Source organism: Agromyces sp. ISL-38 (genome assembly GCF_018613935.1).
Lineage (GTDB): Bacteria > Actinomycetota > Actinomycetes > Actinomycetales > Microbacteriaceae > Agromyces.
Genome location: NZ_JAGGPF010000001.1, coordinates 354,719 through 374,890 on the forward strand (window position 1 = coordinate 354,719; position 20,172 = coordinate 374,890).

The following is a 20,172-nucleotide window of genomic DNA, read 5'->3' on the forward strand; positions in this document are numbered from 1 at the left end:
GTCTGTCAAACAAGGCAGCGCAGATCGCACGAGCGGAACGAGGACGCACATGAGCCACACGGCTTCCGGCCACCACGGCTACATCAGCGACAAAGACGAGTACCTGCGCCGCCTGAAGCGCATCGAAGGCCAGGCACGCGGGCTGCAGGGCATGGTCTCCGACGAGAAGTACTGCATCGACATCCTCACCCAGGTGTCGGCCATGACGAAGGCGCTCGAGGCCGTCGCGCTCGGCCTGCTGAACGACCACATGACGCATTGCGTGCTCACCGCGGCGCAGGAAGGCGGCGCGGAGGCCGAAGAGAAGCTGCGCGAGGCATCCGACGCCATCGCCCGGCTCGTTCGATCCTGATGCTCAGGCGGCCGACCAGCCGCCGTCGCTCGGGAGCACCACGCCGTTGACGTTCACGCCGTCGTCGCTGAGCAGGAACGTGATCGATGCGGCGAGGGCGTCGCTTTCTGCTGCCTCAGGCATGACGGCCATGCCCGTGCGAACCCGCTCGGCCCCGAGCGCTGACGCGAACTTCGCCTCGATGTTCGTGATCGTCGGGCCGGGGGCCACGGCGTTGGTGCGGATGCCGCTCGGGCCGTACATGAACGCGCTGCTCTTCGTGAGGCCGACGACGGCGTGCTTCGAGGCGGTGTACGCGGCGCCTGCCGCGGAGCCGCGCAGCGCGGCCTCGGAGGCGACGTTCACGATCGATCCATTCGCCTGCGCGAGCATCGAGGGCACGACGGCGCGCATGAGCTTCATGGTGCCGTCGACGTTGATCGCGAACACACGCTTCCAGACCGCGTCGGAGATCTCGCCGACGGGGGTCATGTCGTCCATGATGCCGGCGACGTTCGCGAGCGCGTCGATGCGGTCGCCCGCGGCCGACAGGATCCGGGCGATCGCGGCGGGCGTGGGCGCTCTTCCACGCGGCATTCGCCCCGCGCTGACGGCGGGTGTCGCTCAGCCGTTCGAGGTCAGCTGCCCGGCGGTGCTCACCTGATCACTCGAGCGGCTCGATGAGCGTGGGGTCCTCGGGGTCGACCGTGCGGGTGTTGTTCACCTTGCGGTCGACCTCGTAGTTCGTGATGGTCGACGCGACCTTCTCGGACTCGGCGTTGAGGAGCGCGACCATGTCCTCTTTGCCGGCGTCGTCGAGCTTGACCGGGGCGAGGTACTCGTCCCACGCGTCGCGGTCGAGGAAGACCGGCATGCGGTCGTGCACCTCGCCCGAGGCATCCCGAGCCTCGCGAGTGATGATCGACGTCGACACCTCCCACTCGTCGCCGACTTTGCGCGCCGTGTAGATGCCGGCCGCGGCGAGCATCGGGTGTGGGCCGTGAAGGAAGAACGCCTGCTTGTTGCCCGGCTCGCCGGTCCACTCGTAGTAGCCGCGCATCGGCACCAGGCATCGGGATGACGCGAACGCACCCTTCCACAGCCCGTTCGTGGCGACGGTCTCAATGCGGGTGTTGAACTGCGGGCGCTTCGACTCCTTCATGAAGGAGGGATGGAAGTTCCAGACCGCCGGGTCGATCGACCGGACGATCTCGCCGGTCTCCTTGTTCTGGCGCTCACGCACGATCGGCACCAGCTGGGTGGGGGCGAGCGAGTACTGCGGCCTCCAGTCGCGGTAGTCATTGCCTTGCGCGACGAACTCCTGGATCATCTCGTCGACCTTGGCGTCGTTCGCGAAGCGTCCGCACATGCCCCCAGTCTGCACCCGCCCGCCGACAGTCGCCATCGATCGGCGCTCAGTCGCGCTGGGCGATCGGCAGTACCTCGGCGTTCGGGAGGCCGGCCAGGAACGCCCCGGTGACGAGCAGCTTCGATCCGCGGATGCCGCTGCCGACGATGAGTCGATCGTGGGCCGCGACCGACTCGTCCACGAGAATCGGCCAGTCGGCTGGAAGGCCGATCGGCGTGATGCCGCCGTATTCCATGCCGCTCAGCTCGACGGCGTCGTCCATCGGCGCGAACGAGAGCTTGCGGGCGCCGAGGTGTCGCCGCACGGCGCCGTTCACGTCGAGGCGGTGGGATCCGCGCACGAGGCAGGCCGCGTACCAGCTCCGCTCGCCGCGACGGGCTTGCACGATCACACAGTTCGCGCCATCGGCCATCGGGATCGCGTAGTGCTCGCAGAATGCAGCGGTATCGGCGAGCGAGGGGTCGATCGCCGCGACCAGGACGCCTGCGGCATCCGTCGATCGGAGCAGCGCAGCCGTCGGTGCGGCGAGGAGCGCGGGGGAGTCGATGGCTGGCGTGAAGTCGAGCGTTCCGAAGCGCATGGTGGCTTCAGCGTACGACGGATGCCGCGGCCGGCTTCTCGCGAGACGTGACCGACCCCGAAGTTCCACGGCGCGAACACCGTGGGCGGTGCGCTCCGTGACGATGTCGTGATCAACGACTCGGGGGTTTGGGAGGACATCCGCGGGTTGGTGAGGACGAATGCGGGCGCAGGTGTCCTCCCAATCGCGCTATGTCCTCCCGAGCCGTTGAGCCGAGCTCACCGACTTCAGTCGAACGTCACGACCACCTTGTCCGCCGCGCCGGGCGTCGCCGCGGTCGTGAGCGCCTCCTCGACGTCGTCGAACGAGAACTGGTCGCTGACGATGGCGCCGTAGCGCTCCCAGTGCTCGATGATGTCGTTCGTGACCTCGAAGATCTCGGTCGGATAGCCCACCGCCATCACGATCGTGAGCTCCGTCGAGAGGATCGAGCCGAAGTCCACCTCGACGGGCTTCTTGTGCACCGCGACGATGCCGAGCTTCGCGCCGTGCTTGGCGTTCTTCAGGATCATGTCGATCACGACAGGAGCGCCGGCGGCATCGAGGTAGAGGTCGGTGCCGGGACGTGACTCACCCGGGCGCCGTGGCGCGTTGCCGTGGAGCTCGACCAGGCGCGCGACGACGTCTTCCTCTGCCGAGTTGATGACGGCGTCGGCACCGACCTCGAGTGCGGTCTCGAGGCGGGCGGGGATGAGGTCGACGACGACCACGCTCTCGACGCCGCGGAGCTTGAATCCGATGGCCGCACCGAGGCCGATTGGGCCGGCGCCGAACACGACGACCTTGTCGGTCGGCTTCGGGTCGAGGCGGTTGACGCCGTGACGCGCGACGGCCATCGGCTCGTTGAGGGCGGCCACGGCGAACGGGATGTGGTCGGGCACGATCGCCACGCTCGAGCCGAGCTCGGCGTTCTCGATGAGCAGGTAGTTCGCGAGGGCGCCGGTCGCGCCGCCGTTGCCGATGATGCCGCTCGGCGCGACCATCGGGTTGATCACGACATGGGCGCCGAGCGGAATGTCGACCACTTCCGCCCCGACGTCGACGACCTCGCCCGCCGGCTCGTGGCCGAGGGGAGTGTGGCCCTGCCGAGGGGGGATGCCGCCGATCTGCGTGTAGAAGGCGTCGGATCCGCAGATGCCGCACGCGCGCACCTTCACGAGGATGTCCTTCGGGCCGGCCGCGGGTCGCGGCACCTCGAGCTTCGTTACGGTTCCGGGACCGGTGACGTAGACGGCGTGCATGGTGTCAGTGGGGGCGACGGATGCCTCGGGGCTCATGGTCGGGCGCCTTTCAGATGTGTGGTCGGGGTTGCCGGTGCCGTGGCATCCGTCAACCGCCTAACTGATCGGCTAGGATCGATCACGAGGATAGCCGATCGGCTAGTTCGCCTCAACAGTTCGGGTAGAGTCGCAGCCGACACTCAGGAGGTGCACGTGGCGGAAGGTCGAGTCGGCACGCTCTCGGCGCGAGACCGGGTGATCCGCACCGCCCGATCCCTCTTCATCGACCGCGGCTTCGCCGCGACATCGCTGCAGATGATCGCCGACGCCCTGGGCGTCACCAAAGCGGCGGTCTATCACCAGTTCCCCTCGAAGGCGGAGATCCTCGCAGCGGTGCTCGAACCCGCGATCGAGCAGATGCGGAGCATCCCGCGAGACGCCGAGCAGGCCGGCTCGCGAGCCCACGCCTTCGAGACGGTGCTCGAGGGGCTCGTCGATCTCGTGATGGAGCACGGTGAGATCGCCGCGATGATCCGAAGGGATGCCGCGGTCGCCGAGGTCCTCGCGGCCGACGGCTCATTCGCCTCGCTCACCGACCGACTCGATCGTGCGCTCATCGGCGACAACCCCACGCCCGCGGCCCGAGCGGCACTCATCATCGCGGGTGGCGGGCTGATGATGACGGGCGCCGACCCGGCGAGCAGCCTCGTCGACCGGGCAACGCTCCGGCGCGTGCTGTCGGAGTCGGTGCGTCGCCTGCTCGAGCCCTATCGCCCGGTCTGACGCCCGTCGCTGACGAGCGACTACGGTACGGGCTTCTGTGCGCGCCGCGCTCGACGCTGCGCCCACGCCGCATACCACCGGAACATCTGCGGCATGAGCCAGTACGCGGCGATCGGAACGACGATGAGGGTGAGCACCAACGCCCTGAGTACGGGATGCCAGTCCATGATCACCGGGCCGAGCAGCGTGCTGAAGATGGCGACGAGCGGGAAGATCGTCAGCCACACGATCAGCGCGGTCACGTGGATGCTGGGCCTCGGCGGCACGGGCGGATCGGCGCGCACCTCGGACGGGGCCGAATCGGTGTTCGGCACTGGCGGGTCGTGCTCAGGGGGTGTCGCTGTCATCTCTTCGACTCCGCGATCGGGGCGAGGCCACCGGCGGCGGGCGCTACGTGCGGACGCAGCAGGGACCTCTCCATTCTCCACCCGCGAGCGTCACTCGATCCAGCCATCCATCTCGTGGATTACGACTTCGGCGGAATACACCCCACCTGTCAGCGTTGTCCTCTCGCATGACGAGAATCGGAATCATCGGCGCAGGCAACATCGGCGGAACCCTTGCACGCGGGCTCATCCAGCGCGGGTACGACGTGACCATCAGCAACTCGCGGGGGCCTGAGACGCTCGGCGCCCTCATCGGGGAGCTCGGCCCGCGGGCGACGGCAAGCACTCCCGATGTTGCTGCCGCAACCGGCGATTTCGTCATCGTCACTCTGCCGTTCAAGGCGTACCCGTCGATCCCGGCTGCCCCGCTCGCCGGCAAGGTGGTGCTCGACACCAACAACTACTACTGGGAGAGCGCCGGGCGCATCCCCGATCTCGACGAGGCCCGCACCACGACCTCCGCCCTCGTGCAGGCGCACCTATCGGAGTCGCGAGTCGTGAAGGCGTTCAACCACATCAACGCCGGAGAGATCCTCACCGACGGCAGCCCCGCAGGTTCACCGAACCGCCGCGCCCTCGGGACCGCGAGCGATTTCGACGACGCCATCGAGCTCGTCACCGCGCTCTACGACGAGTTCGGCTTCGACACCGTGAACGTCGGCCCGCTCTCCGAGAGCTGGCGGATCGAGCGCGACCAGCCCGCGTATGTCGTGCGGCAGAATCGCGAAGAGCTCGAGGCCAACCTCGATCGAGCCGAGCGACTCCTCGCGGCATAGTCGCAGACCGAGACCCGGAGTGGCCGCTTCTTCATCGAAGCGGCCACGCCGATGTTCCCCGAACGGGGGACAAGCGCTTTCCGAGGGATGTTCGTAGACTTTCGGAGTTACCCACCGTGCTCGCCTTGCGAGCTCCTGCGAAAGGCAAGCATGGCGATCCCGGTTCGACGACGCGCGCTCATCTGGTTGGCGACGATCTTGACCGGACTGGCATTGGCGGGTGTCGCGAGTCCCGCTGCCGCCTCGACTTCCGGTGCGTCGATCAGCGGCGTCGTCATCGGCGCGGGCGTCGACGTCACGGTCATCGCTTGGGCGCAGGTCACGGCGTATCGGAGCGACTCGACCTTCCCGGCCGGATGGGGTACAACCGCGGGCGACGGAACGTTCACGATCGCGAACCTCCAGGCGGGCGATTACCGCATCGCCGTCAAGCAGCAGGGTGGGTCATCCCCCTGGGTCAACGTGCCGACCATCGCCTCGTTCCTGCCGACTGCGGCCGAGCTGGCGACGCTTCCGATCGTCTCCGTCGGCGACGCTGAGCAGAAGACGGTGGATATCACCCTCCCGGCACGTCCGGTGATCTCCGGCATCGTCTACGGCAGCGCCGGAGGCGTCACCGAGCCGCTCGCCGGTGCCACGGTGATCGTCAGGAACACGACGGCGTTCCAGGCCTTTTCCGCGACGACAGGCGCAGACGGTGCCTTCGCCGTTCCGGTTGCTGCCGGCAACTCGTACGTGATCAGCGTGTCCGCGGAAGGCTACGCCTACGCGCAGGACGCGCTCGTCGTCGATGTCGCAGACGCCGACGTGACCGGTGCGGATGTCACGCTCGTACGTGGCGCCTCGATCTCCGGGCGGGTGAGCGCCGCGCCCGGCACGGAGCTGCCCGACTCGATCCTGGTCTCCGTACGCAATCAGCCGGAGAGCACCGTCACTGCGGCGGGCGTCCAGGCTGACGGCACGTTCACCATCGACTCGATTCCCGCGGGCTCGTACAAGATCTCCTTCGTGGCCGACTTCGACATGCCGTCGCGGCAGGTGCTCGGGTGGTGGAAGAACGCCTCCACGTTCGAAGAGGCAGCGGTCATCACGGTCGTAGACGGGGAGTCCGTCACGGGCATCGATGTCGTGTTCGGGACCACGCCCCCCGCAGAAGCGGGACCGAAGAACCTGACGAAAGCACAGACGGTCACCGCAGGCGGCCTCCTCTCGGTGACGGCGCAGGGATTCGAACCCGGCCAGTCGCTCGCGATGTGGCTGCAGTCGACGCCCGTCAAGCTCGGCACGGTCGTCGCCGACGCGGATGGCGCCATCACGGCGAGTGTTGCAGTACCGGTGACCACTCCGGCCGGCGTGCATCACCTCGTGCTCGTCGATGATGAGGCCAGGGGGTACGCCTCGGAGGACATCACCGTCACCGCCGCATCCGCGTCCGTGGCTTCTCCCGCCGCAGTGGCCGGAGCCGCCGCAACGGCTCGGCTCGCCACGACGGGGCAGGATCCGGCCCCCGCCGGACTCCTCGCCGGTCTGCTGCTCATCGCCGGCCTCGGTGCTCTCGCGCTGCGACGGATGAAGCCGGCAGAGGCCAGGGTCAGAGCGACCGCCAGTCGTCGCTGATACGAGGCCCGTCTGGACACATCAACGACGTGACATTCGACCGAGTGCCGCACGATCGCCGGTGAGAGAATTGGGAGAGGGCGACCAACGCCCGAGAGCAGGTGATCACGATGTTCGACAAGATCGTGGTGGGCTGGGATGACACTCCATCGGCTCGAGACGCGCTCCATTGGGCGGTGGATCGTACCGACGGAGTTCCCCTCGTCGTCGTGCAGGTGATGCCGGGGCGAGAGCAGTCGGGCGAGCAGCGCGGAGCCGAGGGCTCACCGGCGGAGGCACGCATCGGCCTCATGGAGGTCACGGACGAGGTGCGGGAGGCCAACCCGGAGCTTCGGCTCACGACGGCGACCGTGCACGGCGACCCGCTTCGCGAACTGGACGACTATCTCACCAAGGGCACGCTCATCGTCGTGGGGGCCGCGTCCCACGGTCGCTCGTCACGCTGGACGCTCGGCTCGCGCCTCGCCGGACGGCCGGGCGGAGGCTCCGTGGCCGTGATTCCCGAAGGCCTCGACCGGTCCGCGCGCTCGGGGATCGTCGTGGGCGTCGACGGATCTGCGGCATCACTCGAGGCCATCGGCATCGGTGTCGACGAGGCGGCACGCTCGGGCGAGCCGCTCACGCTCGTGCACGTCTGGAGAGTGCCCACGGAATGGCAGTCGGTCTACGACGACTACGCGGAGGACGTCGCGGTCGTGCAGGACATGCACCGCCAGATCCTCGACGACGCGCTCGACATCGCCGCTTCGCGCGGCGCGGCGGCGGAGGGGCGGCTCGAGGAGGGTGGCGCAGCCGCGGAGCTCATTTTCGCCGCGAAGGACGCGTCGCTCCTCGTGGTCGGCAGCCACGGCCGCAACTGGGTGGGCCGATTCCTGATCGGCTCGGTGAGCCACGACGTGCTGGTCTCGATGCCGTCGCCCACGATCGTCGTGCGACCCGGCGAGTGACCGGCGCACCGAAGCGCCCGCGCCGAGTCATCCGCCCGGACGGGCCCGCCGCTCCGATTGGTACACGGCGGCTTGCGTCCGGCGTTCGAACCCGAGCTTGCTGAGCAGTCCCGAGACGTAGTTCTTCACGGTCTTCTCGGCGAGCTCCAGCCGGTCGCCGATCTGCCGATTGGTGAGGCCGTCGGCGATCAGGGTGAGCACCTGGCGTTCTCGCAGGCTCAGCGCCCCGAACCGGGGGTCGTCGTGCTCGGGGTGCGATGCTCGGGTTGCGAGGCGTTCGGTGACCGGGGTGTTCCTCAGGGCGCGCCCCGACGCGACCGAGCGGATGTCGTCGACGAGGGCGGAACCCCTGATGTTCTTGAGCACGTAGCCCGAAGCCCCCGCGAGCATCGAGGCCATGGCCGCCTCCTCGTCGTCATGCGCGGTGAGGATGAGGCAATGGATTCCCGGATGCCGCGAGCGCACCTCACGGCACAGGTCGATGCCGTCGCCGTCGGGCAGCCGCATGTCGAGCAGCGCGACGTCGGGCCGGGTCGCGGCGATGCGTGACAATCCGTGCGTGACCGTGCCGGCTTCGCCGACGACCGCGAGATCATCCTCCCGCTCGAGGAGCTCTGCCACGCCGCGCCGCACGATCTCGTGATCGTCGACGAGGAAGACCCGGATCACTCCCGCGCTCCGTACGACCGCGAGGCGGGGACCCACCACTCGACCGACGTGCCGGCGCCCGACGACTCGATGGTGAGCGTGCCCCCGAGAAGCTCGGCGCGCTCGCGCAGGTTCGCGATACCGCTGCGCCGCCCGGTGGGCGCCATGCCGACGCCGTCATCGGTGACGGTTGCCCGCACGGCGCCGTCGTGCACCGCCACGTCGATGCGCACCGAGTTCGCCGACGCGTGCTTGACCGTGTTCGTGAGCATCTCCCGTGCCGCTGCGATGACGTCGTCGGAGCCGCGACCCGTGACGACGAGATCGACGGGTCCGCTGAAGCTCACGGCGACCGGCTGTGGCAGCGACCTCGACACTTCGGCGGCGAGGTCGAGGATCCGGTGGCGAAGGGAGGGGGAGTCGTCTTCGCGCGGCGTCATGGCGAAGATGATGGTGCGGACCTGCGCCATGCTCTGGTCGAGGGTCGCGACGGCGGACTCGAGCCTGCGCGCGACATCCTCATCCTCCGCCAGTGCCGCGAGGGTCTGCAGTTCGAGCCCGGTGCCGAACAGCTGCTGGATGACGTGGTCGTGGAGGTCGCGGGCGATCCGCGAGCGGTCCTCGAGGAGCGCGACCCGCTGCTGGTCCTCGCGAGCCCTCGAGAGCTCCATTGCAAGGCTGACGCGGTTCGCGAGGTCGTCGGCGATGTCGAGCTCCGCCTGCGTGAAGTGACGGGCGCCCGGCATCCTGCCGAAGACGAGCACCCCCCAGACGGATGCGGCGTTCCGCAGCGCGACGAACATCGACGGCCCGATCGCATCGTCGTCGGAGATCGCCAGCGACTCGACCGGCTCCGCACCCCTCCGCACCCCGCTCATCACGCGCGACTCTCCGCTCTCGAGCACCACTCCCGCGAGGGAGTCCATCGACGCGAGGACCCCGCCGGCAAGGTTGTCGGCGCCCACTCCGCGGGCCTCGTCGACTCGAAGGGTGAGGGGCTCCGGGCCCGCGAGCACGACGCAGACCCGGTCGGCCGTCGCCCGGTCGATGAGTTCGTCGGCGAGCACGTGCACTGCTGCCGTGCTCGGGTTCGTCGCGAGCGAGGCGGCGATCTGGGCGGATGCCTCGGCCCAGAGCTCGCGCGTCCGCGTCTCGGCGAACAGGCGTGCGTTCTCGATCGCGAACCCTGCGGTCGCGGCCAGCGCCGCCACGAGTTCCTCGTCTTCCCGCGAGAACTCGCCGACCCGTCGATTCGTGAGGTAGAGGTTGCCGAAGACCTCGTCGCGCACTCGGATGGGCACGCCGAGGAAGGTCTCCATCGGCGGATGCCGCGCCGGAAAGCCGACCGATCTGACGTCGTCGTCGATGTGACGGAGGCGGATCGGCCGGGGGTCCTCGATCAGCGCACCCAGGACGCCGCGGCCCTCTGGCAGGTGCCCGATTTCCTTCGCGAGGTCGGGTGGCATGCCCACGTGGATGAACTCCTCGAGCCCGCCGTCGGGACCGAGCACCCCGATTGCGCCGTACTCCGCATCCACGAGTCCGACCGCCGCTTCGGCGATGCGCCGGAGCACCACGGGGAGCTCGATCTGCTCGACGACCGTCTGGGTGGCGCGGAGCAGGGCGCGCAGGCGCCCCTGCGTGTGCATCACCTCACCGGCGCGCTCGACGAGTTCCCGCAATGCCCGGTCGAGCTCGGATCGCGGTTGATCGGGAAACGACAACGGTGGCTGAGCGGTCACGACACCTCCGGCGCGGTGATGGCCGCAGACTACCACTCGGGCTGCGGTCATCGGCGGAATCCCGCGGGGGAACCGCCGTGGAAGGACCAAAGGCCCGCCCTGCGACGACCCCCTCGGCGAGCCTGTTCCCATGCGGTATCGGCCGCTCACAACGGCACGGCAGGGGCGAGGCGAGGCGGAAGGAACAGGTGATGGACGCTCCACTCCTCGTCGGGATCGACGGCTCGATCGCAAGCCGGGCGGCGATCACGTGGGCGCTCGCCCGCGCCGCCTCCTCCCAGGTCGACGTCGAACTGCTCATGGTCGTCGACAACGAATGGGGCACGATCGGCGATCCCTCGCTGCGGGAGCTTCGCGAGTCCGCCGAGCAGCTCGCGGAGCGCGAGCTCGAATTCGCACGGGAGTCGGCCTCGTCCGCCCGTGTCCGAGTCGCACTCGCGAGCGGCAACCCGATGCTCACCCTCTCGGGGGAGTCGACCGAGTTCGGCCTGGTCGCGATCGGCACGCACAAGCTCGGCTACTTCCACGGCCATGCGCTCGGCTCCCGAAGCCTGCAACTCGCCGTGTTGGCCCCGGTGCCTGTTGCGGTGGTCCCCGTGGTCACGGCTCGTGGGCGCAGGGGGGTCGTCGTCGGTGTCGGCGATGCGCCCGGCTGGGGCCCGATCGTGAGGTTCGCGGCATCCGAGGCCCTCACGCTCGACGAGCCTCTCGTGCTGTTGCGAGCGGGTGAACGAGGAGAGGCCGGCGACGAACGGATGACGCGGGCGGCACAGCTCGCGAGCGATGCCGAGCCCGATCTCCGCATCGAGCTGCGGCACGCCGAGTCCGCGCCGGGTGAGGCGCTCTCCGCGGCGTCGCGACGCGCCGTCGTGACGGTGAGTGGAAGACCGACCGCCGCAGGGAACCACTCCTTTCGGCCGCTCGGCCGCGCGAACAGCGATCTGCTCATGAATCTCGGGGGACCGGCGATCCTCGTGCCGCAATTCGTCGAGGCACCGGTCTGAATCGTCGGTGCGGTGTTGCACACTGGAGGGGTGATCGCCGACCATGCACTGACGTGGAGCCCGGCGCATCCGACCGACCTGCTGCAGACGCTCTCGGGTCTCGGGCGCGGCGGCGGCGACCCGACGCTGCACATCGATTCGGCGGGCGCCGTGTGGCGCACGACGCTCACCGATGATGGGCCGGCGACGCTGCGGATCGAGCAGCGGTCAGCGGGCGAGCTCCGCTGCCTTGGCTGGGGGCCGGGCGCGGGCGCTGCCGTCGAGGCGGCGCCGGTGCTGGCCGGCGGGCTCGACGATCCATCCGAGTTCGAGCCGCGCATCAGGCTCATCGCCGACGCGCACCGGCGCAATCCGGGCCTGCGCATCCCGCGCACCGGGCGCGTGTTCGAGGCGCTCGTGCCGGCGATCCTCGAGCAGAAGGTGATCACCCTCCAGGCGCACGCCTCCTGGCGGCGACTCGTGAAGCGGCACGGCAGCGTCGCGCCCGGCCCGACGCCCCGACCCATGCACGTCGTGCCGTCGCCGAGCGGCTGGGCGTCGATCCCGAGCTGGGAGTGGCACCAGGCCGGCGTCGATCCGCGCCGGGCCCGCACGGTCGTCAACGCCGCGCGGTACGCGTCTCGGCTCGAAGAGGCGGTGCGGATGAGCCCGGCGGATGCCGCGGCCCGCCTCACCCTGCTGCCCGGCATCGGCGCGTGGACGGCGGCCGAAGTGGCCCAGCGCGCGTTCGGCGACGCCGACGCGCTCTCGGTCGGCGACTACCACCTCTCGAACTACCTCGGCCACGCGCTCTGGGGTCGCGACATGACCGACGACGAGATGCTCGAGGCGATGACGCCGTGGGCGGGCCACCGCTATCGCGTGGTGCGGCTGCTCGGCGCCGCCGGGGTGCGCGGGCGCCCGCGGCGCGGCCCGCGCATGTCGTTCGTCGACCACCGGGCGATCTGACGCGGCCCGCGGGTTGAGGAGCCGCGAAGCGTCGTCTCGACCCGCGGCGTCAGGATGCCACGCTTCGTCGGCGCTCGTCGGCGACCAGCTCCCGCACCGCCGGGATGACCTCCTGGCCGATGCGGTCGTAGTCGCCGGTGTTGTCTCCAGCGAGGATGTAGCCCGAGAAGCCGTGCTCGAGCGTCAAGGCGGTGAGCTGCTCGACCCACTGCTCGGGTGGCCCCGACAGCAGCCGCGGGCTCGTCGGCCCGAACTGCCCGATGATGTTGGCGAGCCGGCGCAGGTGTCGCGGATCCCGGCCCGCGGCGGTCGCCGCCTCGTCGATCGTCTCGTTCGCCTTCACGATCTCCTCGATGCTCATGCGACCTATCGAGGGGAGCCAGCCGTCGGCCTTCGTGCCCGTCAGTCGCAGCATCCGCGGCTTGTAGGCACCGAGCCAGATCTCGATCGGATGCGCCGGCGCCGGGCCGCGCTTCGCGCCCACCAGCCGGTAGTACTCGCCGCGGATCGAGGTCGCCTCACGCGCGTCGACGTCCCAGATGGCGCGGATCACGTCGATGGCCTCGCCGAGCGCGTTCACGGCCTGGCCGGGGGAGAGCCGCCGGCCGCCGTACGCCTCGATGGCGTCCCAGAAGCCACCCGCGCCGAGCCCCAGCTCGACGCGCCCGCCGCTCAGCACGTCGAGGCTCGCGACCGACTTCGCGAGCACCGCGGGCGGCCGCAGCGGCAGGTTCAGCACGTCGCCCGCGAGTCGCACGCGATGCGTGCGAGCGGCGACGTAGCTCAGCAGGGTCCACGTGTCGAGGAACCGCCGCTGGTAGGGGTGGTCCTGGAACGTCACGAGGTCGAGTCCCGCCCGCTCCGCGTGCTGCGCCGCCTGCACCACCTGCTCGGCGCTCTCGTGCATCGGCGTGATGAACGTGCCGAAGATCAGGTCGTGCCCGTAGTCGGTCATCCGTGCTCCGTCCTGTGCCGGGTTCGAAGGCTGTTCTCGCCCCTTACAACAGGGTGGGCCTGCGTTCTACTCCAGCCACTCCGTCTCGAAGGTCGGGTTCGCGTGGATGTTCGTCGACACGAACGGCTCGCCACCGATCACCTCGAACTTGTGCGGGGTGAGTGCGGGCACCACGAGCACCTGCCCGCCGTGGGCCTCGAGCCGCTCGTCGCCCACCGTGAACATGGCGCGGCCCCGGCGCACGACGAAGGTCTCGGAATACGGATGCCGGTGCAGCCGAGGCCCGGCGCCCGGCCTGGACGTGTGCATGAGGATCACCGAGACCTCGGAGCCGAGGGCGACACCCTCGATGCTCTCGTTCCAGCCGAGGTCGTCGGGCTGGTCGCCGGTGCGCTGATAGATGGACATCGCTGACCTCCAGAGCTTGACGCGCACACGCTACCGCGCTGCGGGAGGCGCGGTCCAGAGGTGTCCGGAGTGCCGCTGGCGCAACGTGCGCGGGGTCAGGCTAGGCGTCGGTGATCGGATGCCGCGGCGCCGGCCCGGAGCTCGCCCGAACGACCAGCTCGGTCGGCACCAGCACGCTCACCGACGAGGGGGGAGCGCCCTCGATCTCCTCGATGAGCTGGCTGACGGTGTGCCGTCCGACCTCCTCGAAGCTCTGGTGCACGGTCGTGAGCGGCGGCCAGAAGCTCTTCGACTCCTCCATGTCGTCGAAGCCCACGACGCTCACGTCGCCGGGAACCGCCCGGCCGCGCTCGTGCAGCGCGCGGAGTACGCCGAGCGCCATCTGGTCGTTGGCGGCGAAGATCGCGGTGACCTCGGGACGCGCGGCCAGTTCGAGGCCCGCGCGGTAGCCGGCATCCGACGACCAATCGCCGACGATGACGTCGGGAACGGGGCGCCCGTGGGCCGCGAGCGTCTCGGCCCACGAATTGCGCCGCCGCTCGGCGGAATAGGAGTGCACCGGGCCCGAGATGTGCCACACGGTGTGGTGACCGAGGTCGAGGAGGTGCTCGGTCGCGAGCCGCGCGCCCTCGGCCTGGTCGGTGTCGACGACGGGGTATTGGTAGCGGGCACTCGAGTCGACCACGACGACCGGGAGCCCTGGCGGTAGCTCGATGTCGGCCTCGTCGAGGGCATGCGCCTCGATGATGATCATCACGCCGTCGACGGCCTGCTCGCTCAATCGACTGAACGCGACGGTCACCTCCCCTTGCGTCGGGTGCTGCACCGGGATGAGCGTGATCGAGTAGCCGGCCGCCGCCGCGGCGACGGCGATGGAGTCGAGCGTGCGCATGTTGCCGAACGACGACAGCGTGAACATGATGACGCCGAGGTTGCGGAAGTGGCCCGAGCGCAGGGCTCGAGCGGCACTGTTCGGCCGGTATCCGAGCTTGCGCATCGCCGCGAGCACTCGGTTGCGGGTGTCTTCGTCGACGTTGGGCCGGCCCGTCGAGACGCGTGAGACGGTCTGGCCCGACACGCCTGCTTCGCGCGCGACATCCGCCATCGAAGGACTCCGCCGGCGCGGCTGGCCTGCGTCGGTGGCCTCATCGGCAACGGTCATCGGTCCCCCTTGGTGATGGTTACGTCAACATGCTACAGTCGCTGGACTCATGTTTACGTGAACATAGCCCGAGCCCGAGAGAGCGAAATGACGACGTTGTCGAAACTGGATGCCCCGGCGGCCCCCAGCCCGAGCAAAGTGCACGGCGCCCCGACCCCTGGCCGCAAGGTGAAGGCCCGCCTCGACTGGCGCGGCTGGGCGTTCGTGGGCCCCTTCATGGCGGTGTTCGTGCTGGTGTTCATCGCACCGATCGTCTACGCGGTCTACCTCAGCCTCTTCCGCGAGCAGCTCATGGGGGGCAACGCGTTCGTGGGTCTCGAGAACTTCGGCGAGGTGTTCACCGACACGCAGTTCTGGGAGTCCTTCCTGCGGGTGCTGCTCTTCCTGGTCGTGCAGGTGCCGATCATGCTCCTGATGGCCCTCGCCGCAGCGCTCGCCATCGACAGCGCGCGGCTGCACGTCGCCGGGTTCTTCCGCATCGTGATCTTCCTGCCCTACGCCGTGCCCGGGGTCGTGGCCGTGCTCATGTGGGGGTTCATCTACGGCGGCAACTTCGGCCTCGCGGCGAACATCAACGACCTGCTCGGATTCGAGGCGATCACACCGTTCGCGCGCGAGTGGATCCTCGCCTCGATCGGCAACATCGTCACGTGGGAGTTCGTCGGCTACAACATGCTGATCTTCTACGCGGCGCTGCGCACCATCCCCACCGAGCTCTACGAAGCGGCCGAGCTCGACGGGGCGGGCCCGTTCCGGGTGATCACGGGCATCAAGATTCCCGCCCTCCGCGGCGCGATCGTCATCTCGACGATCTTCTCGATCATCGGCAGCTTCCAGCTCTTCAACGAGCCGAACATCCTGAAGCCCCTGGCGCCGAACATCATCACCACCTTCTTCACCCCGAACATGTACGCCTACAACCTGTCGTTCTCGGGGCAGCAGTACAACTACTCGGCGACCGTTGCGATCGTGATGGGCCTGATCACCGCAGTGATCGCCTACGTTGTGCAGCTGCGCGGGTCGCGAAAGGAAGAACGATGAGCCGCATCGCGTACGCGGGTGCACCCCGCAACGCCAGCCCGCGCACCCGCAAGTCGATCACGCTCACCGTGCTGATGTCGGTCTTCCTCATCTACACGCTCGTGCCGCTCCTCTGGCTCGTGATCAACGCCAGCAAGACCCAGGCCGACCTCTTCACGACGTTCGGCCTGTGGTTCGGCGACGAGTTCGTGCTCGGCCAGAACATCGTCGAGACGCTCACCTACCGCGACGGAATCTTCGTGCGCTGGCTCGGCAACACGCTGCTCTACGTCGTGCTGGGCGCCGGCGGGGCGACCCTCCTCGCGACGGTGGCCGGCTACGGCCTCGCGAAGTTCCGGTTCCCGGGCCGCCGGGCGGTGTTCGCCATCGTGCTCGGTGCGATCGCGATCCCAGGCACCGCGCTCGCCGTGCCGACGTTCCTCATGTTCAGCCAGCTCGGACTCACGAACACGCCGTGGGCGATCATCATCCCGTCGCTCATCAGCCCGTTCGGCCTCTACCTCATCTGGGTCTATGCGGTCGACTCCGTTCCGACGGAGCTCCTCGAGGCGGCACGCATGGACGGCGCGGGGGAGTTCCGCACGTTCTTCACGATCTCGATCCGGCTCCTCGCGCCGGGCATCGTCACGGTGCTGCTCTTCACCGTCGTGGCGACGTGGAACAACTACTTCCTCCCGCTCATCATGCTGAGCGACCCCGCGTGGTATCCGCTCACGGTCGGTCTCGACCAGTGGAACGACCAGGCCACGGGTGCCGCCGCGGATCCGATCTACAACCTCGTGCTCACCGGATCGTTGCTCACGATCGTCCCCATCGTCGTCGCCTTCCTCGTGCTGCAGCGGTACTGGCAGTCGGGCCTGAGCGCCGGAAGCGTCAAGCAGTGACGAGAGGCGCTGTCTTGCCGAGCACCATCCCTCTCACCCGGCGCGTCCTGCACCGAACACCCGATATCACGATCACCGATTACAACGAAGTGAAAGGAACACCATGACCACCAAGCGCAGCAGGTCCGGCTTCCGCCGGATCGCCACTGCCGTCGTCACCGTCGCCGCCCTGGGCGGCGCGCTCGTCGCCTGTGCACCCCAGGCCGGCGCCGGCACCGCAGAGGGCTCGGCATCCGACCTCGAGGCAGCCCTCGAAGCGGGCGGCACGATCACCTACTGGAGCTGGACCCCCTCGGCCGAGGCCCAGGTCGCGGCCTTCGAGAAGGCCTACCCCAAGGTCGACGTGAAGCTCGTGAACGCCGGCACCAACACCGAGGAGTACACGAAGCTCCAGAACGCGATCAAGGCCGGCTCGGGCGCCCCCGACGTGGCGCAGATCGAGTACTACGCGATGCCGCAGTTCGCACTCTCTGACTCGCTGCTCGACCTCTCCGCCTACGGCCTCGACGAGCTCGAAGACCAGTACACCGCCTCGACCTGGGGTTCCGTCAACATCGACGGCAAGCTCTACGGCCTCCCACAGGACTCGGGTCCCATGGCGCTGTTCTACAACGCCACGGTGTTCGACCAGTTCGGCATCGCCGTGCCGACGACGTGGGACGAGTACATCGCCGCCGGTGAGCAGCTGCACGCTGCAGACCCGACGAAGTACATCACCTCCGACACGGGCGACTCCGGCTTCGCGACCAGCATGATCTGGCAGGCCGGCGGCCACCCGTTCGACGTCGACGGCGCTGACATCACTGTCGACCTCGCCGACGAAGGCAGCGCCAAGTGGGCCGACACGTGGAACCAGCTGCTCGAGAAGGACCTGCTCTCCGACATCCCGGGCTGGAGCGACGAGTGGTTCAAGGGTCTCGGTGACGGCACGATCGCAAGCCTCGTGGTCGGTGCGTGGATGCCGGGCGTGCTCGAGTCGAGCGTTCCCGACGCCGCCGGCGACTGGCGAGTCGCGCCGATCCCGACGTACGACGGCGAGCCCGTGTCCGCCGAGAACGGCGGCGGCGGCCAAGCCGTGCTGAAGCAGAGCAAGAACCCGGCGCTCGCCGCGGCCTTCCTCGAGTGGCTCAACAGCGACCCCGAGTCGATCAAGATCTTCGGCGAGAGCGGCGGGTTCCCGTCGACGGTCGCCGAGCTCGAATCGGAGGACTTCGTGAATCAGGAGTCGGAGTACTTCGGTGGCCAGAAGATCAACGAGGTGCTGACACAGGCGGCAAGCGACGTTCTGCCCGGTTGGTCGTACCTGCCCTACCAGGTGTACGCCAACAGCATCTTCGGCGACACCGTGGGCCAGGCCTACGCGAACAAGTCCGACCTCAATGCCGGACTCGCCACCTGGCAGAAGCAGCTCGTCGACTACGGCAACGAGCAGGGCTTCGACGTCAAGGGCTGATCATCGCAGCCGATCGGAGCCGTTGACCGGCGCCGTTCATCGCCGCGGCTGATCGCCGCAGTCCGACGTGTGCGGGCCGGGAAACCGGCCCGCACACGTTCGCCCACCACACGGAAGGCAACATAGCCTCATGCCAGAGTTCTCAATCGGAGCGGACGACTTCCTGCTCGACGGGAAACCGCACCGGATCATCTCCGGAGCGATGCACTACTTCCGCGTGCACCCCGACCAGTGGGCCGATCGCATCCGCAAGGCCCGGCTCATGGGACTCAACACGATCGAGACGTACGTCGCCTGGAACGCCCATGCACCGCGTCGGGGCGAGTTCATCACCGACGGCGGGCTCGACCTGGGTCGCTACCTCTCGCTCATAGCGGCCGAGGGAATGCACGCGATCGTGCGACCCGGCCCCTACATCTGCGCCGAGTGGGACAACGGCGGCCTGCCGGCCTGGCTGCTGCGCGATGCCGCAGTTCGCCCGCGCAGCTCGGAGCCCACCTACCTCGACGCCGTCACGGAGTACCTCCGTCAGGTCTACGAGATCGTGGCGCCGCTGCAGGTGCAGCACGGCGGACCGGTCGTGCTCGTGCAGATCGAGAACGAATACGGCGCCTACGGCGACGACAAGGACTACCTCACCGCACTCGTGCGGGTGACCCGCGAGTCGGGCATCACCCTGCCGTTGACGACGATCGACCAGCCGGTGCCCGAGATGCTCGAAGCCGGAAGGCTTCCCGGCTTGCACATGACCGTTTCGTTCGGCTCGCGTTCCGTCGAGCGGATGGCGACGCTCCGCGAGTTCCAGCCGACAGGCCCGCTCATGTGCATGGAGTTCTGGGACGGCTGGTTCGACAGCTGGGGCACCCACCACCACACCACGTCGGCCGAGCAGTCGGCATCCGACCTCGACGCGCTCCTCGTTGTCGGCGGCTCGGTCAATCTCTACATGTTCCACGGCGGCACGAACTTCGGCCTCACGAATGGCGCCAACCACAAGGGCCGCTACGTGCCGATCACGACGTCGTACGACTACGACGCCCCGCTCGACGAGGCTGGTCGCCCGACCGAGAAGTACTTCGCCTTCCGCGACGTGATCGCGAAGTACGCGCCCGTACCCGAGGAGGAGCCTGCGGCATCCGCTCCCGCCCCGGCCTTCGACGTGCCGCTCGAGCTCACCGCCTCGCTGCTCGCGGTCGACGCGCAGCTCGGCGAGCGGCGGGAGCACGACGAGCTGCCGACCTTCGACGAGCTCCACCACGACCGCGGGCTCGCGCTGTTCCGCACCCGCCTCGAGGGCGACGGCGGGGCCGGCATCCTGAGCTTCGGCGAGGTGCGCGATCGCGCATGGCTGTTCCTCGACGGCGTGCCGGTCGGCGTGCTCTCACGCGATGCGCACGAGCGAGTGCTCGCGCTCCCGGCCACCCGGGGTGAGCTGACCGTGCTCGTCGAAGACCAGGGCCGGGTCGACTACGGCACGCGGATCGGCGAGGAGAAGGGGCTCATCGGCGGCGCATCACTCGACGGTGTTCCGATCACCGGTTGGAGCGTGACCCCGCTCGATCTCGAACGCGTGCCGGGACTCGCGACCCCGTCGTCCGTCGGTGGCTTCCTTCCTGCCGCGGCGGTCGCACCTGCCGCGCCCGTCGCAGGTCCCGTCATCGCGCGCGCGAGCTTCACCCTCGACGAGGCGGCCGACCTCTTCCTCGACACGAGCGCATGGGGCAAGGGATTCGCGTGGATCAACGGCTTCGCGCTCGGCCGCTACTGGCGCCGCGGGCCGCAGCAGACGCTGTACGTGCCGAGCCCCGCGACGCGCGACGGCGTGAACGAGCTCGTCGTGCTCGAGCTCGACGTGTTCACCGGCGCGAGCGCGAGCTTCGTCGACCGACCGAGCCTCGGCCACACCGAGGTGTAGCGC

The 20,172-nt window shown here is 68.9% G+C and carries 21 protein-coding genes; 11 read left to right on the forward strand and 10 right to left on the reverse strand.

Annotated features, from left to right (window positions below; genetic code table 11):
- The first annotated feature begins 49 nt into the window (after positions 1–49).
- Positions 50–352, forward strand: coding sequence for a metal-sensitive transcriptional regulator (locus J7E25_RS01710; RefSeq protein WP_214867327.1), 303 nt, complete (start codon positions 50–52; stop codon positions 350–352).
- Positions 353–355: 3 nt separating this feature from the next.
- Here the strand turns inward: J7E25_RS01710 and J7E25_RS01715 are convergent, their stop codons facing one another.
- From J7E25_RS01715 to J7E25_RS01730, 4 genes are all read right to left on the reverse strand, one after another.
- A complete protein-coding gene (locus J7E25_RS01715) occupies positions 356–928 on the reverse strand; it encodes an SDR family oxidoreductase (protein ID WP_214867329.1) in 573 nt (190 codons plus the stop codon).
- 67 nt (positions 929–995) lie between these two features.
- On the reverse strand, positions 996–1,700 hold the full coding sequence (locus J7E25_RS01720) for an SOS response-associated peptidase (protein ID WP_214867331.1): 705 nt from the start codon (positions 1,698–1,700) through the stop codon (positions 996–998).
- A 46-nt stretch (positions 1,701–1,746) separates the two neighbouring features.
- A complete protein-coding gene (locus J7E25_RS01725; protein ID WP_214867334.1) occupies positions 1,747–2,280 on the reverse strand; it encodes a YbaK/EbsC family protein in 534 nt (177 codons plus the stop codon).
- Positions 2,281–2,507: 227 nt separating this feature from the next.
- On the reverse strand, positions 2,508–3,557 hold the full coding sequence (locus J7E25_RS01730; RefSeq protein WP_251038697.1) for a zinc-binding dehydrogenase: 1,050 nt from the start codon (positions 3,555–3,557) through the stop codon (positions 2,508–2,510).
- 156 nt (positions 3,558–3,713) lie between these two features.
- Between J7E25_RS01730 and J7E25_RS01735 the strand changes: the two genes are divergently transcribed.
- On the forward strand, positions 3,714–4,283 hold the full coding sequence (locus J7E25_RS01735) for a TetR/AcrR family transcriptional regulator (protein WP_214867336.1): 570 nt from the start codon (positions 3,714–3,716) through the stop codon (positions 4,281–4,283).
- Between the two features lie 20 nt (positions 4,284–4,303).
- Here the strand turns inward: J7E25_RS01735 and J7E25_RS01740 are convergent, their stop codons facing one another.
- The gene (locus tag J7E25_RS01740) at positions 4,304–4,630 is read right to left on the reverse strand and encodes a hypothetical protein (protein ID WP_214867338.1); all 327 of its coding nucleotides are present in this window, start codon (positions 4,628–4,630) and stop codon (positions 4,304–4,306) included.
- Between the two features lie 167 nt (positions 4,631–4,797).
- On the opposite strand from J7E25_RS01740, the gene J7E25_RS01745 reads away from it, so the two are divergent.
- The 3 genes from J7E25_RS01745 (at position 4,798) to J7E25_RS01755 (ending at position 8,009) form a co-directional block, all read left to right on the forward strand.
- Positions 4,798–5,445, forward strand: a complete 648-nt coding sequence (locus J7E25_RS01745) for an NADPH-dependent F420 reductase (protein ID WP_214867340.1) — start codon at positions 4,798–4,800, stop codon at positions 5,443–5,445.
- A gap of 150 nt (positions 5,446–5,595) precedes the next feature.
- Positions 5,596–7,062 carry a carboxypeptidase-like regulatory domain-containing protein gene (locus tag J7E25_RS01750; protein ID WP_214867342.1) on the forward strand — a complete coding sequence of 489 codons (1,467 nt, stop codon included), beginning with the start codon at positions 5,596–5,598 and terminating at the stop codon, positions 7,060–7,062.
- Positions 7,063–7,172: 110 nt separating this feature from the next.
- Positions 7,173–8,009: a universal stress protein gene (locus J7E25_RS01755; RefSeq protein WP_214867344.1), complete on the forward strand. Its 837-nt coding sequence runs from the start codon at positions 7,173–7,175 to the stop codon at positions 8,007–8,009.
- A 27-nt stretch (positions 8,010–8,036) separates the two neighbouring features.
- On the opposite strand, the gene J7E25_RS01760 is transcribed toward J7E25_RS01755, so the two are convergent.
- Positions 8,037–8,678 carry a response regulator transcription factor gene (locus J7E25_RS01760; RefSeq protein ID WP_214867346.1) on the reverse strand — a complete coding sequence of 214 codons (642 nt, stop codon included), beginning with the start codon at positions 8,676–8,678 and terminating at the stop codon, positions 8,037–8,039.
- The gene (locus J7E25_RS01765; RefSeq protein WP_214867348.1) at positions 8,675–10,399 is read right to left on the reverse strand and encodes a GAF domain-containing protein; all 1,725 of its coding nucleotides are present in this window, start codon (positions 10,397–10,399) and stop codon (positions 8,675–8,677) included. Before J7E25_RS01765 ends, J7E25_RS01760 begins: the two co-directional genes overlap by 4 nt.
- 191 nt (positions 10,400–10,590) lie before the next feature.
- Here J7E25_RS01765 and J7E25_RS01770 point away from each other — a divergent pair, with 191 nt between their 5' ends.
- Positions 10,591–11,403 carry a universal stress protein gene (locus J7E25_RS01770; RefSeq protein ID WP_214867350.1) on the forward strand — a complete coding sequence of 271 codons (813 nt, stop codon included), beginning with the start codon at positions 10,591–10,593 and terminating at the stop codon, positions 11,401–11,403.
- A gap of 30 nt (positions 11,404–11,433) precedes the next feature.
- Positions 11,434–12,351: a DNA-3-methyladenine glycosylase 2 family protein gene (locus J7E25_RS01775; RefSeq protein WP_308164304.1), complete on the forward strand. Its 918-nt coding sequence runs from the start codon at positions 11,434–11,436 to the stop codon at positions 12,349–12,351.
- A 49-nt stretch (positions 12,352–12,400) separates the two neighbouring features.
- Here the strand turns inward: J7E25_RS01775 and J7E25_RS01780 are convergent, their stop codons facing one another.
- From J7E25_RS01780 to J7E25_RS01790, 3 genes are all read right to left on the reverse strand, one after another.
- On the reverse strand, positions 12,401–13,306 hold the full coding sequence (locus J7E25_RS01780; protein ID WP_214867352.1) for an LLM class flavin-dependent oxidoreductase: 906 nt from the start codon (positions 13,304–13,306) through the stop codon (positions 12,401–12,403).
- A gap of 66 nt (positions 13,307–13,372) precedes the next feature.
- Entirely contained in the window at positions 13,373–13,714 is a 342-nt protein-coding gene (locus tag J7E25_RS01785) for a cupin domain-containing protein (RefSeq protein WP_214867354.1), read from the reverse strand.
- A gap of 100 nt (positions 13,715–13,814) precedes the next feature.
- Positions 13,815–14,876 (reverse strand): LacI family DNA-binding transcriptional regulator, encoded by a 1,062-nt coding sequence (locus tag J7E25_RS01790; protein WP_251038698.1) that lies wholly within the window; start codon positions 14,874–14,876, stop codon positions 13,815–13,817.
- Between the two features lie 87 nt (positions 14,877–14,963).
- Here J7E25_RS01790 and J7E25_RS01795 point away from each other — a divergent pair, with 87 nt between their 5' ends.
- From J7E25_RS01795 to J7E25_RS01810, 4 genes are all read left to right on the forward strand, one after another.
- Positions 14,964–15,917, forward strand: a complete 954-nt coding sequence (locus tag J7E25_RS01795) for a carbohydrate ABC transporter permease (RefSeq protein ID WP_214867356.1) — start codon at positions 14,964–14,966, stop codon at positions 15,915–15,917.
- Entirely contained in the window at positions 15,914–16,801 is an 888-nt protein-coding gene (locus tag J7E25_RS01800; protein ID WP_214867358.1) for a carbohydrate ABC transporter permease, read from the forward strand. Before J7E25_RS01795 ends, J7E25_RS01800 begins: the two co-directional genes overlap by 4 nt.
- A 103-nt stretch (positions 16,802–16,904) precedes the next feature.
- Complete coding sequence (locus J7E25_RS01805) at positions 16,905–18,254, forward strand: ABC transporter substrate-binding protein (RefSeq protein ID WP_214867360.1); 1,350 nt, start codon at positions 16,905–16,907, stop codon at positions 18,252–18,254.
- A 130-nt stretch (positions 18,255–18,384) separates the two neighbouring features.
- Positions 18,385–20,169 (forward strand): beta-galactosidase family protein, encoded by a 1,785-nt coding sequence (locus J7E25_RS01810; protein ID WP_214867362.1) that lies wholly within the window; start codon positions 18,385–18,387, stop codon positions 20,167–20,169.
- Positions 20,170–20,172: the final 3 nt, after the last annotated feature.